The 13,876-nt window shown below is 58.0% G+C and carries 12 protein-coding genes; all 12 read left to right on the top strand.

Features of this window, described 5'->3' with window-relative positions:
• Nucleotides 1–31: 31 nt before the first annotated feature.
• The 12 genes from G4C92_RS01440 to dnaJ all read left to right on the top strand — a co-directional run bounded on the left by G4C92_RS01440 (nt 32) and on the right by dnaJ (nt 13,874).
• Nucleotides 32–931 carry a diacylglycerol/lipid kinase family protein gene (locus G4C92_RS01440; protein ID WP_274940858.1) on the top strand — a complete coding sequence of 300 codons (900 nt, stop codon included), beginning with the start codon at nt 32–34 and terminating at the stop codon, nt 929–931.
• 18 nt (nt 932–949) lie between these two features.
• On the top strand, nt 950–3,070 hold the full coding sequence (locus G4C92_RS01435) for a glutamine synthetase III family protein (RefSeq protein ID WP_274940857.1): 2,121 nt from the start codon (nt 950–952) through the stop codon (nt 3,068–3,070).
• A 123-nt stretch (nt 3,071–3,193) separates the two neighbouring features.
• Nucleotides 3,194–4,279 (top strand): PucR family transcriptional regulator, encoded by a 1,086-nt coding sequence (locus tag G4C92_RS01430; protein WP_274940856.1) that lies wholly within the window; start codon nt 3,194–3,196, stop codon nt 4,277–4,279.
• A 28-nt stretch (nt 4,280–4,307) separates the two neighbouring features.
• Nucleotides 4,308–4,991, top strand: coding sequence for a cell division ATP-binding protein FtsE (ftsE, locus tag G4C92_RS01425; protein WP_274940855.1), 684 nt, complete (start codon nt 4,308–4,310; stop codon nt 4,989–4,991).
• Nucleotides 4,981–5,892, top strand: coding sequence for a permease-like cell division protein FtsX (ftsX, locus tag G4C92_RS01420; RefSeq protein WP_274940854.1), 912 nt, complete (start codon nt 4,981–4,983; stop codon nt 5,890–5,892). The genes ftsE and ftsX overlap by 11 nt, the downstream gene beginning before the upstream one ends.
• Nucleotides 5,893–6,027: 135 nt before the next feature.
• Complete coding sequence (gene uvrB, locus G4C92_RS01415) at nt 6,028–8,121, top strand: excinuclease ABC subunit UvrB (RefSeq protein WP_274940853.1); 2,094 nt, start codon at nt 6,028–6,030, stop codon at nt 8,119–8,121.
• Nucleotides 8,122–8,252: 131 nt separating this feature from the next.
• On the top strand, nt 8,253–8,429 hold the full coding sequence (locus G4C92_RS01410; protein ID WP_274940852.1) for a DUF6472 family protein: 177 nt from the start codon (nt 8,253–8,255) through the stop codon (nt 8,427–8,429).
• A 108-nt stretch (nt 8,430–8,537) separates the two neighbouring features.
• Nucleotides 8,538–8,963: a GtrA family protein gene (locus G4C92_RS01405; RefSeq protein WP_274940851.1), complete on the top strand. Its 426-nt coding sequence runs from the start codon at nt 8,538–8,540 to the stop codon at nt 8,961–8,963.
• 189 nt (nt 8,964–9,152) lie between these two features.
• The gene (gene hrcA, locus G4C92_RS01400; RefSeq protein WP_274940850.1) at nt 9,153–10,211 is read left to right on the top strand and encodes a heat-inducible transcriptional repressor HrcA; all 1,059 of its coding nucleotides are present in this window, start codon (nt 9,153–9,155) and stop codon (nt 10,209–10,211) included.
• Nucleotides 10,208–10,825 (top strand): nucleotide exchange factor GrpE, encoded by a 618-nt coding sequence (locus G4C92_RS01395; RefSeq protein WP_274940849.1) that lies wholly within the window; start codon nt 10,208–10,210, stop codon nt 10,823–10,825. Before hrcA ends, G4C92_RS01395 begins: the two co-directional genes overlap by 4 nt.
• Nucleotides 10,826–10,889: 64 nt before the next feature.
• The gene (dnaK, locus tag G4C92_RS01390) at nt 10,890–12,764 is read left to right on the top strand and encodes a molecular chaperone DnaK (protein ID WP_274940848.1); all 1,875 of its coding nucleotides are present in this window, start codon (nt 10,890–10,892) and stop codon (nt 12,762–12,764) included.
• A 9-nt stretch (nt 12,765–12,773) separates the two neighbouring features.
• On the top strand, nt 12,774–13,874 hold the full coding sequence (dnaJ, locus tag G4C92_RS01385) for a molecular chaperone DnaJ (protein ID WP_274940847.1): 1,101 nt from the start codon (nt 12,774–12,776) through the stop codon (nt 13,872–13,874).
• Nucleotides 13,875–13,876: the final 2 nt, after the last annotated feature.

The following is a 13,876-nucleotide window of genomic DNA, read 5'->3' as shown; positions in this document are numbered from 1 at the left end:
GCCGCGGCCGGAAAACGGGAAAGGAAAGAGGATGACGAACAGGATTCTTCTAATTTATAATCCGAAGGCCGGCAAAGGGCTTTTCCTGCAGTCGCTTCCGGATGTGATCGACCTGTTCACGAAGGCCGGCTATGCGGTCGAGGTGTACCCGACGCAGGCGCCCGGAGACGCAGTCCGGAAGATTATACAGATGCGGGATGAGTACTGCATGATCGTTCCGGCGGGCGGAGACGGGACGCTCGACGAAGTGGTGACCGGGCTTCTCCGGAGCGGGAAGGATATTCCGGTGGGCTATATCCCGGTGGGCTCCACCAACGACTACGCGTCGAGTCTGGGACTGTCCACCAACGTGCTTGAGGCGGCCGGCGATATTGTCGGCGGCACGGAGCACCGGGTCGACGCGGGCATCGTCAACGGGGATCATATGTTCATCTATGTGGCGGCCTTCGGCGCCTTCACCGATGTGGCCTACGCCACCAATCAGGACATGAAGAACGCGCTCGGCCATGTCGCCTATCTGATTGAGGCGACGAAGAGGCTCGGTGATCTCACCTCCTATATGATGCGCGTCACCACCAGCCAGACGATGACGCAGCAGGACTATATCTTCGGCATGATCACCAATTCCACCTCGGTGGGAGGCATCCGGAATATCACCGGAAAGGATGTGGAGCTGGATGACGGCCTTTTTGAGGTCACGCTGGTCCACAATCCCAAGAGCATTCTGGAGATGCAGGAGATCGTAGGCTGCCTTCTGACGGGCAATCACGACACGGAGCTGATTGACTTCTTCCGGACGGACAGACTGGAACTGGAATCGATGCAGGAGATTCCCTGGACCTTCGACGGGGAGTACGGCGGCGCGTATTCGGAAATGCATATTGAGAACCGCAGGCGGGCGATCCGCATGATTCTCGACAGACAGAATTGACGGGAAGAGGAGGAATCGATGGAGAACGAGCAGCTTGATCTGACAGGCATCTTCGGCGAAGATGTTTTCGACGAGAGAACGATGCAGCAGCGTCTGCCGAAGAAGGCCTACGAGGCGCTGAAAAATACAATTGAAAACGGAACGGAGCTGGATCCGGCGACAGCGGACACCATTGCCCATGAGATGAAGGAATGGGCGATGGAGAGGGGCGCGACCCATTATACGCACTGGTTCCAGCCTCTCACCGGCGTGACGGCGGAGAAGCATGATTCCTTCATCACCGCGCCGAAGGAGGACGGAACGATTCTTATGCGGCTCAGCGGAAAAGAGCTGATCAAGGGAGAGCCGGATGCCTCTTCCTTCCCGTCGGGCGGTCTCCGGGCTACCTTTGAGGCAAGGGGCTACACGATCTGGGACAGCGCGTCCCCGGCCTTTGTCCGGCACGACGAGGGAGGCGCGACGCTCTGCATTCCCACCGCCTTCTGCTCTTATACCGGCGAGGCGCTGGATCAGAAGACGCCGCTGCTCCGCTCGATGGAGGCGATCGACCGTGAATCCATACGGCTTCTCCGTCTTCTCGGAAACAAGACGTCAAAACGGGTGACACCGTATGTGGGCGCGGAGCAGGAATATTTCATCATCGACCGCGCCAACTACCTGAAACGGATGGATCTGATCTTCACGGGACGGACGCTGTTCGGCGCGATGCCGCCGAAGGGCCAGGAGCTGGACGATCATTATTTCGGGACGCTCCGGCCGAGGATCGCCTCCTTCATGCATGACGTGAACGTGGAGCTGTGGAAGCTGGGCGTGCCCGCGAAGACACAGCACAATGAGGTGGCTCCGGCTCAGCACGAGCTGGCACCGATTTACGAGAAGGTCAACGTGGCGGTGGATCACAATCAGCTGATCATGCAGACGCTGAAAAGAGTGGCGACGCGCCACGGCCTCCGCTGCCTGCTTCATGAGAAGCCCTTCGAGGGCGTCAATGGGTCAGGCAAACACAACAACTGGTCTCTGATGACGGACGACGGGATCAATCTTCTCGATCCCGGGAAGACGCCGCATGAGAACATTCAGTTCCTGCTGGTTCTGACCTGTATCTTAAAGGCGGTGGATACCCACGCGGACCTGCTCTGCGAATCGGCTTCGGATGTCGGAAACGACCGCCGCCTGGGCGGAAACGAGGCGCCGCCCGCCATCATCTCGGTGTTCCTCGGAGAGCAGCTTGAGGATGTGATCGAGCAGCTGGTGTCTACCGGCCAGGTGAACCGATCCAAGTCCGGCGGCAAGCTGGCGACCGGCGTTTCCTACCTCAACGACATCAGCAAGGACGCCACCGACCGGAACCGCACCTCACCCTTCGCGTTCACCGGGAACAAGTTTGAGTTCCGCATGGTCGGATCGCGGGATTCCATCGCCGCGCCCAACGTGGTGCTGAACACCATCGTCGCGGAGGCCTTCCGCGAGGCGGCGGACGTGATTGAGGCGGCCGGACCGGAGAAACGGCAGGAGGCGGTGCATGATCTGATCAGGCAGTACGCGTCAGACCATCAGCGCATCATCTTCAACGGAAACGGCTACTCGCCGAGCTGGGTCACGGAGGCGAAGAGGCGGGGACTTCCGATTATCTCGTCGATGGTGGACGCGATCCCGGCTCTGACGACGGACCGCGCCGTGAAGCTTTTCGAGACGTTCGGCGTCTTCACGAAGAAGGAACTGACCAGCCGGATGGAGGTCAAATACGAGACCTACTCGAAGGACATCAACATCGAGGCAAGGACGATGCTGGAGCTGGCGAGCAAGCAGCTGATTCCGGCGATCATCGCCTGCATGAAGCGTCTGGCGGAGAGCGCGGTGGCCGTGGAGCAGTGCGGGATTCCCGCGACGGTGCAGGAGGAGCGCCTGAAGGAGCTCAATACCTGCCTCTCCGAAGCCCGGACCGCGATGAAGCGTCTGGAACAGGAGACGCTGGCGGCGGAAAAGAACCCGGCCGGACGGACGCAGGCCGTGATGTTCCGCGACCGGGTCGTGCCGGCGATGGATGAGCTGCGCCGTCCGATTGACCGCGCTGAGATGATCGTGGACAAGGACCTCTGGCCCGTTCCGTCCTACGCGGACCTGATGTTTGAAGTTTAACGGAAGAGAGTTGACATTTATTCTTTCATCTTTGTAGAAAATGACGTATTATTAGAGATGGCATTTGACGAAATTTGACTAAAATTCATTAAATAAGTACGATGATAGGGCGGAGGTACGCAGATGCTATCGAATCTTGTGCTGCAGGATACCATAAACGGAATCAAGGCGATCACAAAATGTGAACTGACCGTCGTCAACCTGGACGGCAAGGTAGTGGCGTCGACCAGAGACGACGTCACGGTGAACCGTTCGGATATCGTCAGCTTTGCCGACTCGCAGGCTGATTCCCAGGAGATCCGCGATCAGCGGTACTTTAAGGTCTACGACGACTATCAGCTGGAGTACATCGTCGTCGCTTCCGGAAGCGAGGAGACGTTCATGGTGGGCAAGCTGGCCGCGTTCCAGATCCAGAATCTGCTGATTGCCTACAAGGAACACTTTGACAAGGACAACTTCATCAAGAACCTGCTGCTTGACAACCTGCTGCTGGTTGATGTATATAATCGTGCCAAGAGGCTTCACATCGCGACGGATGTGAAGCGGGTCGTCTATATTCTTGAATCCGAGCAGAGCAAGGACTACAGTACACTGGAAGCGGTGAAGGGCCTGTTCGCCAAGTCGAAGAACGACTTCATCACGGCGGTGGACGAGAAGTCCATCATCATCATCAAGGAGCTGGGCGACGAGGACGGCGCGAAGGAGATGGCGGATATCGCCGCCTCCATTGTCTCCACGCTGGCGGAAGGCGACCACGGGGCGATCCATGTCGCCTACGGAAGCGCGGTGGGAGAGATCAAGGAAGTCAGCCGTTCCTACAAGGAGGCGCGGATGGCGCTCGACGTGGGCAAGATTTTCTTCGAGGAGCAGAATATCATTGCCTACAGCCAGCTTGGAATCGGACGGCTGATTTATCAGCTTCCGATTCCGCTCTGCAAGATGTTCATCAAGGAGATCTTCACGGACAAGTCGCCGGACGACTTCGATGAGGAGACGCTGGCTACCATCAACAAATTCTTCGAGAATTCCCTGAATGTTTCCGAGACAAGCCGTCAGCTCTACATCCACCGGAACACGCTGGTTTACCGTCTCGACAAGCTTCAGAAGAGCACGGGGCTTGATCTCCGTGTTTTCGATGACGCCATCACCTTCAAGATTGCGCTGATGGTCGTCAAGTATATGAAGTACATGGAGACGCTGGAATACTGATCCGCTCTCCGTGACAAAAGGAGGCTTTATGATTGATCTTGACCGCGTCAGCAAGCGGTTCGAAAACGGACAGCCTGCTGTCGACGAGATCTCGCTGCATGTGGACGAAGGAGAGTTCGTTTTCCTTGTCGGCGACAGCGGATCCGGAAAGACGACGCTGATCAAGCTGCTTCTGAAGGAACTGGAACCGACCGGCGGTGTCATCACCGTGAACGGAAAGGTGCTCAATACGATGAAGCATTCCCAGATTCCGGCCTTCCGCCGGAAGATCGGGGTGGTTTTTCAGGATTTCCGGCTTCTGCCGGAGCTGAATGTCTATGAAAACGTCGCCTTCGCGATGCATGTGGTGGAGGCGCGGAACCGGGATATCCGCGCGCGCGTCCCGCAGACGCTGAAGGAGGTCGGCCTGGCGGGCAAATACAGGAGTCTGCCCCGTCAGCTTTCCGGAGGCGAGCAGCAGCGCGTCGCCATCGCCCGCGCCATCGTGAACCGGCCCGATATTCTGCTGGCCGATGAGCCGACAGGAAACCTGGACCCGCGAAATTCCTACGAGATCATGAAACTGATCGAGGAGATCAACAACCGCGGCACGACCGTTCTCGTGGTGACTCACAACAGGGAACTGGTGGATCAGTTCCAGAAGCGTGTCATCGTGATGCGCAGGGGAGCCATTGCCGGAGACGTCGAGGAGGGTGGTTATATTGAAGCCTAGATCACTTGGATATCAGATCCGTCAGGGATTCCGGAACATCGGGCGGAACCGGATGTTCTCGATCGCGTCCATCGCGACGATGACGGCCTGCATTTTCATATTCGGCGCGTTTTTTTCGATCATCATGAATGTGGATTCGCTCCGGGCGGGACTTGAGCAGAAGGTGGGCATTACCGTCTTCTTTAAGGAAGGAACCGCGGACGACCGGATCCGCGGCATCGGCGAGGAGATCAGAAAGATTCCGCATGTGACCTCCGTGAAGTATACGTCCGCGGACGAGGCCTGGTCAGCTTACCAGAAGGAGTATTTCTCCTCTGATCCGTCGCTGGCCGAGGGTTTTAAGGGCGACAATCCGCTGGCCGGTTACGCGAGCTACACCGTCCTGGTGGATGAAGTGGAAAACCAGGACGCGGTGGTGCAGTCCGTCAAGGCGATCGACGGCGTCAGAAAAGTCAACCAGAGCAGCGGCGCCGCGAAGAATCTGAAGAGTTTCAACCGTCTTTTCACCTATGCCTGCGTGGCCATCATCACGGTTCTGCTGATTGTCTCGGTGATTCTGATCGCCAATACCGTCAATACCGGCATCGAGGTGAGGCGGAATGAGATCGCCATCAGCAAGCTGATCGGCGCGACGGATTCCTTCGTCCGGGCCCCTTTCATCGTGGAAGGCTTTCTGCTTGGGCTGATCGGTTCGGTGCTGCCGCTGGTGATTCTCTACATTGTCTACAACGCGCTGCTGGTGCAGATCCTGACCCGTTTCGGCTTTCTGACGACGATGGGAAATGTGCTGCTGACCGGCGCGTATGTGTTCCAGTATCTGGTGCCCATCGCCCTGCTTCTCGGAGTCGGTGTGGGGCTGATCGGTGCGGTGATCACGGTGCGGCGTCATCTCAACGTCTGACAGGCGGAAGAGAGCGTACTTAAGTCCGGGCATACAGCCCGGCCGCCGGAAGAGACCGGTTCGGAAATGAGGAAAAGTGTCCGGGGTTCGCTCCGCGGCACTTTTTTGTTTCGCTTCACAGATGTAAGGAGAGAGATGAAATTCAAACTGCATTCGGAATACCGGCCGACCGGCGATCAGCCGGAGGCCATACGGGAACTGGTGGACGGCTTTCGCGGGGGCAATCAGGCCGAGACGCTGCTCGGCGTCACCGGATCCGGGAAGACTTTTACGATGGCCAACGTGATTCAGCAGCTTCAGAAGCCGACGCTGGTGATCGCGCACAACAAGACGCTGGCTGCTCAGCTTTACTCGGAGTTCAAGGAGTTTTTTCCGGAGAACGCGGTGGAGTACTTCGTATCCTACTACGATTACTATCAGCCGGAGGCCTATGTACCCTCCTCTGACACCTATATCGCGAAGGACTCGGCTGTGAACGACGAGATCGACCGGCTGCGCCTGTCCGCCCTCTCTTCCCTGAGCGAACGGCGCGACGTCATCATTGTCTCCTCGGTCAGCTGCATATACGGCATCGGCGCGCCGGACGATTTCATGAATATGATGACGTCGGTGCGGCCGGGCATGCGGAAGGACCGGGACGAGCTGATCCGCGAGCTGATCGACATGCAGTATGAGCGGAATGAGATCGACTTTCACCGCGGCACCTTCCGGGTGAAGGGCGATACGGTCGAGGTCATACCGGCGGATGCGGACGACTACGCGCTCCGCGTGGAGTTTTTCGGAGACGAGATTGACCGGGTCACGAAGGTGAACCCGGTGGACGGGAACGCGATGGCGGAGCTCACCTATGCGCCGATCTACCCGGCCTCCTTCTATGTGGTGCCTCAGGACCGGATGAACGCCGCCTGCGAGGCGATCGAGAAGGAGAAGGAGGAGCGGATCCGCTGTTTCAAGGCGAATGACAAGCTTCTGGAGGCGCAGCGGATCGGAGAACGGACGGATTTCGACGTGGAGATGATGAGGGAGACCGGCTTCTGCTCCGGCATCGAGAACTACTCCCGTCATCTGACGGGACGGAAGGAGGGAGAGCCGCCGTACACGCTGATCGATTACTTCAGGGGCGATTTTCTGATCATCATCGATGAGTCCCACAAGACGATTCCCCAGATCGGCGCGATGTACAACGGAGACAGGAGCCGGAAGAACACGCTCGTGGACTACGGCTTCCGGCTGCCGAGCGCGCTGGACAACCGGCCGCTGAATTTCCGCGAATTTGAGGAACGGATCGATCAGATTCTGTTCGTCTCGGCGACGCCGGGGGACTATGAGGCGGAGCATGAGCTGCTCAGAGCCGAACAGGTCATCCGTCCGACGGGACTTCTGGACCCGGAGGTGGAGGTTCGGCCGGTGAAAGGTCAGATCGATGATCTGATCACGGAGGTGCACCGGGAAACGGAGAAGCATCACAAGGTACTGATCACGACGCTGACGAAGCGGATGGCCGAGGATCTCACGGATTATCTGAAGGACGCGGGAATCCGGGTCCGTTACCTTCACTCCGATATCGATACGCTTGAGCGGACGCAGATCATCCGGGACATGCGGCTCGATGTCTTTGACGTACTGGTCGGCATCAACCTTCTCCGGGAGGGACTCGATATCCCGGAGATCACGCTGGTGGCGATTCTGGACGCGGACAAGGAGGGATTCCTCCGCTCGGAGACCTCGCTGATTCAGACGATCGGACGGGCGGCGCGGAATTCGGAAGGGCATGTGATCATGTATGCGGACGTGATCACGGATTCGATGCGGCGCGCCATCGATGAGACGCGCCGCCGCCGCTCGATTCAGGAGGCCTACAACAAGGCCCACGGCATCACGCCGACTACGATCAAAAAGGCGGTCCGCGATCTGATCTCCACCGCAAGAGATGTGGCGGAGACGGAGAAGAAGGCCGGCAGGGATCCGGAGGATATGGACCGTGACGAACTGGTCGAACTGATCGGCAAGGTGGAGAAGCAGATGCGCGCCGCAGCGGCCGAGCTGAATTTCGAGATGGCGGCGGAGCTCCGCGACCAGATGGCGGAGCTGAAGAGGAATCTTGACGATGCCGAGGACACTGCGCGCCGGGTGAGGATCTCGCACCGGAAGCCGGCCGGAGGAGCGGACAGCCGCACACCCAGGACTTATAATAAGAAGAGGCGCTACAACCGTGGCGGCATGGCCTGAGCCGAGGGGGCGGAGGAAAACACGTCGACAGAACGCTCTGAAAGCGGAACCGGGAATCGGAAGGCGGCCGATCTCCGGGCGCTGCGCGGAAGTCCCGCTGAAGCAGCGGAAGAGAGGATGAGTGGAGAGAGATGGCGGAGATCTGCGACAGCTGCGCGAACTGCGTCAGCGACGAGGAAACAGGAGAGATGATCTGCGAGATGGACATGGACGAGGACGAGCTGGTCCGGTTCTATACGGCGCCTCAGGACGAGTGCCCGTACTACCGCCCGGACGATGAGTACGCCGTTGTCCGCCATCAGATGTGAAAAGATGTGACAGGACGGAAAAACGTGGTATAATCGCACATGTTTCATAGGAAGGGCGGGGCCTGCGTCTGTTCCTGGTCCCGGATCGATGCGCAACGGAGATTTGTGATGAAAGAACTGCTGAAAAAGTACAGTGATGTGATTCCCTACGCTGTTTTCGGCGTGCTGACCACGCTTGCCAACATCGCGACATACTGGGTGTGCTCCCACGTTTTCCATATGGGCCTTTCGGCAGGAAGCATTGTCGCCTGGATTGTGGCGGTCACCTTCGCCTATCTGACGAACCGGAAATGGGTCTTCCACTCGGAGGCGGTGACCGGAAAGGAAATCTTACGTGAGGTGATCGCGTTTTTTGCGGCCAGGATCGCCACGGAGGTGATCGACCTCGTGATGCTCAATGTCTTCGCCGGCATGATGGGCTTCGATGATATGATCGTCAAGGTGGTGGCTAATGTGGTCGTGATCATTGTCAATTATGTGGCGAGCAGACTGGTGATTTTCAGGCATAAGAAGCCGGACGGGAACGATGAGTAAGACCCGGAAACCGGAGGCGCATTCCTTTTCCTTGCGGAAGAGGGATGCATTTTTTATGCGGAAATATTTTATTACCTGTTGACACCATTGCAGGTCGGGTGTATAGTCAGAATCAAGGTGTTAGCACTCCAATAGAAAGAGTGCTAATAACCGGAAAGGATACGCGGTTTGGAACTGGATAACAGAAAGATGACAATACTGAACGCGATCATCCAGACTTACATGAAAACCGGTGAGCCTGTAGGATCGCGGACCATTTCCAAGTACACGGATCTGAATGTGAGCTCCGCGACGATTCGGAATGAGATGTCAGATCTGGAGGAGATGGGCTACATTATTCAGCCGCATACTTCGGCCGGACGCATTCCGACGGATAAGGCGTACAGACTGTATGTGGATCGTCTGGTGACGGAGAAGACCGAGCAGGTCACGGCGATGAACAGCCTCATGATCGCGAAGACCAACCGGATGGAAGAGGTGCTGAAGCAGCTTGTGAGAATGCTGGCTGCGAACACGAACTATACAGCGATGATGACCTCCTCCTATAAGGGCAACAAGGTCAAGTTCATCCAGCTGTCGAGGCTGAGTCCGAAACAGCTGCTGAACGTGGTCGTGATCGAGGGAAATGTCGTCAAGAATCATATCATCGACCTGGATGAGGAAATCTCCGAGGATCAGGTTCTCAAACTGAATCTGCTTCTCAACACGCGTCTGTGCGGTCTCAGTCTTGCCCAGATCAATCTGGGGCTGATCTCCAATATCAAGGAGGAGGCCCAGGGCCACTCAAGGATCGTGTCGGAGGTGCTGGACACCATCGCGGACGTGATCCGGGCGGAGACCGACGAGGACATGACGATCTACACCAGCGGAGCGAACAACATCTTCAAATACCCGGAGCTCTCGGAAGGGTCCAAGGCCAGCGAGCTGATCTCGACGCTCGAGGAAAAGGACGTGCTTGCCGATTTCGTGAAACAGACCGAGGAGAATGACAGCGGCATTCAGGTTTATATCGGCGATGAGAGTCCGGTGGCTTCGATGAAGGACTGCAGTGTGGTCACGGCGACCTACGAGCTGGGCGACGGCATGCAGGGCACGATCGGGATCATCGGGCCGAAGCGCATGGACTACAAAAAGGTCATGGATAACCTGAAAACCGTGAAGGCGACTCTGAACGAGGTGTTCGGAAACGGAACCGTCCGAAGGCTGACAGGGAAAAAAGAAGAAAGTGAGGACAGTGACGGGAATTGAGCGAGGAGAAGAAGAACGCCGCCGGTGCGGACGAGAAAGTCAGCAGCGCCGGAAAGGCGGATGAACATACAGAGGAAAAGCCGGATACGGCGAAGGCCGGGACGGAGAAGATCGCAGAGAAGTCCGATGATGACGTGAAGAGTGTGAAGCTCTCCCGCAGCGAGAAGAAGGCGCTCGAGAAGAAGGAGCAGGAACTGGCTGACATGAAGGACCGCTACCTTCGGACGATGGCCGAATACGAGAACTTCCGGAAACGGACGGAACGGGAAAAGGCGGATCTTTATTCCTTCGCAGTGAAGGACACGATGACCAGGATGCTTCCGGTGATGGATACCATCGAGCGGGGGATCGAGGCGATCCCGGAGGACCAGAAGGATGATCCTTTCGCGGAAGGCATGCGGAAGATCGCACAGCAGTTTGAGAAGGCGCTCGATGAGATCGGCGTCAAGGCGATGAAAACGGAGGGAGAACCCTTCGATCCGAAGCTGCATAAGGCCGTGATGCACGTGGATGACCCGAAGCTCGGGAAGAACGTGGTGGCGAAAGAACTGATGAAGGGCTACACCTACAAGGAAACCGTGATCCGGCACGCGATGGTTTCCGTAGCCAATTGAGAAAGACAGACAGCCGGGTCTCTGACCCGGAACCATATATTCTGAAATGAGAGGAGATCACATTATGAGTAAGATTATCGGTATCGATCTTGGTACGACAAACAGCTGTGTGGCCGTGATGGAAGGCGGAAAGCCCACCGTCATCGCGAACGCGGAAGGCGAGCGGACGACACCGTCAGTGGTGGCGTTCAAGGACGGCGAGCGTCTTGTCGGTGTTCTGGCGAAAAACCAGGCGGTGACAAACGCGGCCAACACGATTTCATCCATCAAGAGAAAGATGGGTACGAATGAGAAGGTGACAGCAGGCGGCAAGAGCTATACGCCGCAGGAAATTTCCGCGATGATTCTGATGAAGCTGAAAAAGGACGCAGAGGCTTATCTCGGCGAGCCGGTGACAGAGGCCGTCATCACGGTGCCGGCGTACTTCAATGACGCGCAGCGTCAGGCGACCAAGGACGCCGGCAAGATCGCGGGCCTTGAGGTCAAGCGGATCATCAACGAGCCGACGGCGGCGGCGCTGGCGTACGGCCTTGATAACGAGAGCGATCAGAAGATCATGGTCTACGACCTCGGCGGCGGCACGTTTGATGTCTCTGTCATCGAGATCGGCGACGGCGTCATCGAGGTGCTGGCGGTCAACGGCGACAGCCACCTGGGCGGCGACGACTTCGACAATGTGCTGACCCAGTACATGATCGATGATTTCAAAAAGAAGGAAGGCGTGGATCTCTCCCAGGATCCGATGTCCCTTCAGAGAATCAGGGAAGCGGCTGAGAAGGCGAAGAAAGAGCTGTCCAACGCGACGACGACGAACATCAACCTGCCGTTCATCACAGCCGTGAACAATGTCCCGAAGCACTTTGACATGAACCTGACCCGCGCGAAATTCAACGAGCTGACCCACGAACTGGTGGAGCGGACCGTCCCGCCGGTTCAGAAGGCGCTGCAGGACGCGGGACTGACATACAGTGATCTGACCAAGGTCCTTCTGGTCGGCGGTTCGACAAGAATCCCGGCCGTGCAGGAGAGAGTCCGTACGCTGACCGGCAAGGAGCCCAGCAAGAATCTGAACCCGGATGAGTGCGTGGCGCTGGGCGCCGCGATCCAGGGCGGCAAGCTGGCAGGCGACAAGGGCGCCGGCGACATCCTTCTTCTGGACGTCACGCCGCTGTCTCTGTCCATCGAGACGATGGGCGGTATCGCCACCAAGCTGATCGAGCGAAACACGACGATCCCGACCAAGAAGAGCCAGATTTTCTCCACGGCGGCCGACAACCAGACCTCCGTTGAAATCAACGTCCTTCAGGGCGAGCGTCAGTTCGCGAAAGACAACAAGTCTCTGGGCCGCTTCATGCTGGACGGCATCGCACCGGCGAGAAGAGGCGTGCCGCAGATTGAAGTAACGTTCGATATCGATGCCAACGGCATCGTGAACGTCTCCGCGAAGGATCTGGGCACCGGCAAAGAGCAGCACATCACGATCACAGGCGGTTCGAATATGTCTGACGCCGATATCGACAAGGCGGTCAGGGAAGCGCAACAGTACGAGGCCGAGGACAAGAAGCGCAAGGAAGCGGTCGATACCCGGAATGAAGCCGACAGCATGGTCTTCCAGGTCGAGGACGCGATGAAGAACGCCGGAGACAAGCTGGACGCGAATGATAAGGCAGCCGTGGAGGCGGACCTCAAGGCGCTGAAGGACGTCCTCGCAAAGCATCCGGACGCTGCCTCCATGACGGACGCGGATGTGGATGAGATCAAGGCCGCGAAGGAAAAGATGATGGCCAGCGCCCAGAACCTGTTCGCGAAGATGTATCAGCAGACACAGGGCGCTCAGCAGAACCCGGGGGCGGGTCAGCAGAGCAGCGGCGCAGGCAGCCAGAACCAGAATTCCGGCAGCGATGACGACGTTGTGGACGCAGACTACAAAGAGGTTTGATTATAAAGCATGGCAGAGAAGAGAGATTACTACGAGGTACTTGGCGTCGACCGCAGCGCCGACGACGAAACCCTCAAGAAAGCCTATCGGAAACTCGCCAAAAAGTATCACCCGGATGTGAATCCGGGTGATGCTGATGCAGCGGAGAAATTCAAGGAGGCATCGGAAGCCTACTCCGTGCTCAGCGATCACGAGAAAAGGCGTCAGTACGACCAGTTCGGCCACGCGGCCTTTCAGGGCGGCGCCGGCGGAGGCGGATTTGACTTCAACGCGGCTGACATGGGCGACATTTTCGGTGATATCTTCGGCGATCTGTTCGGGGGCGGCCGGCGTGCGTCTCAGCGTGCGGCTAATGCGCCGATGCGCGGCGCCAATGTCCGCACGGCGGTCAGCATCACCTTCGAGGAGGCGGTGTTCGGCTGCACCAAGGAGATCGAGCTGAATCTCCGCGAGCCATGCGGAACCTGTCACGGGACGGGTGCGAAGGCGGGTACGAAACCCCAGACATGCGGAAAGTGTCACGGTACAGGCCGTATCGTGACGACGCAGCAGTCGATTTTCGGCATGATGCAGTCGGAGACGGTCTGCCCGGACTGCCGCGGCACAGGAAAAATCATCCGCGAGAAATGCCCGGACTGCCGGGGAACCGGCTACGTCTCCCGCAGGACGAAACTGAGCGTGGATATTCCGGCCGGCATCGACAACGGGATGTCCGTCCGGATCCGCGACAAGGGCGAGCCGGGCGCGAACGGCGGACCGCGGGGCGATCTGCTGGTCGAGGTGCGCGTCGCCCGGCATCCGCTGTTCCAGCGTGACGACATGGATCTCTATTCGACCGCAGCCGTTCCGTTCACGACGGCGGCGCTGGGAGGGAAGATCCGGATCAAGACGGTGGACGGCGAGGTGGAATACAGCGTCAAGGCCGGGACTCAGACCGACACCAGAATTCGTCTGCGCGGGAAAGGCGTGCCGTCCGTGCATGACCGGGCGCGCAGAGGCGATCACTATGTAACGCTGGTCGTTCAGGTTCCGACGAAGCTGAACCGGGAACAGAAAAATGCATTGAAAGCGTTTGCCAAGGCGATGGGCCAGAGCGACGCGGAGGCATAAGA

This window comes from Chordicoccus furentiruminis (genome assembly GCF_019355395.1).
GTDB classification, from domain to species: domain Bacteria; phylum Bacillota; class Clostridia; order Lachnospirales; family Lachnospiraceae; genus Chordicoccus; species Chordicoccus furentiruminis.
This window is presented reverse-complemented; position numbering and strand designations above follow the sequence as displayed.

Bases quoted from the DNA above. Each gene is read 5' to 3' on its own strand.
- G4C92_RS01440 (WP_274940858.1), top strand. From the start codon at position 32: ATGACGAACAGGATTCTTCTAATTTATAATCCGAAGGCCGGCAAAGGG.
- G4C92_RS01435 (WP_274940857.1), top strand. From the start codon at position 950: ATGGAGAACGAGCAGCTTGATCTGACAGGCATCTTCGGCGAAGATGTT.
- G4C92_RS01430 (WP_274940856.1), top strand. From the start codon at position 3,194: ATGCTATCGAATCTTGTGCTGCAGGATACCATAAACGGAATCAAGGCG.
- ftsE (WP_274940855.1), top strand. From the start codon at position 4,308: ATGATTGATCTTGACCGCGTCAGCAAGCGGTTCGAAAACGGACAGCCT.
- uvrB (WP_274940853.1), top strand. From the start codon at position 6,028: ATGAAATTCAAACTGCATTCGGAATACCGGCCGACCGGCGATCAGCCG.
- G4C92_RS01410 (WP_274940852.1), top strand. From the start codon at position 8,253: ATGGCGGAGATCTGCGACAGCTGCGCGAACTGCGTCAGCGACGAGGAA.
- G4C92_RS01405 (WP_274940851.1), top strand. From the start codon at position 8,538: ATGAAAGAACTGCTGAAAAAGTACAGTGATGTGATTCCCTACGCTGTT.
- hrcA (WP_274940850.1), top strand. From the start codon at position 9,153: ATGACAATACTGAACGCGATCATCCAGACTTACATGAAAACCGGTGAG.
- dnaK (WP_274940848.1), top strand. From the start codon at position 10,890: ATGAGTAAGATTATCGGTATCGATCTTGGTACGACAAACAGCTGTGTG.
- dnaJ (WP_274940847.1), top strand. From the start codon at position 12,774: ATGGCAGAGAAGAGAGATTACTACGAGGTACTTGGCGTCGACCGCAGC.